This window comes from Paraburkholderia sp. SIMBA_030, from assembly GCF_046535245.1.
Lineage (GTDB): Bacteria > Pseudomonadota > Gammaproteobacteria > Burkholderiales > Burkholderiaceae > Paraburkholderia.
Window position 1 is genome coordinate 1 of the sequence record NZ_JAWRXB010000843.1, and the last position, 262, is coordinate 262.

Genomic DNA, 262 nt, shown 5'->3' on the forward strand with positions numbered 1-262 from the left:
GGAGTTGCCGCCGAACGCGCCAACCGTTGCCGCCTATTTCGTGATTCACAACAGCGGCAAAACCGCTGATCGCCTGCTGAGTGTCGACTCGCCGATTTCGGCCGTAGCCGAGCTGCACGAACACGTGATGCAAGGCGATCTGATGAAGATGCAACAGGTGCCGAGCGTTGATATTCCGGCGGGCGGCAACGTCATGTTTGCGCCGATGGCCTATCACGTGATGCTGGTCAACCTGAAAGACCGTAGCCTGTTGAGCGACGGC

1 protein-coding gene is annotated in these 262 nt (G+C 59.2%); it reads left to right on the plus strand.

Going from position 1 to position 262, the window contains the following annotated elements; genetic code table 11:
- On the plus strand, positions 1–262 hold a 262-nt coding region (locus SB772_RS42370; RefSeq protein WP_410838818.1), incomplete at both ends, for a copper chaperone PCu(A)C.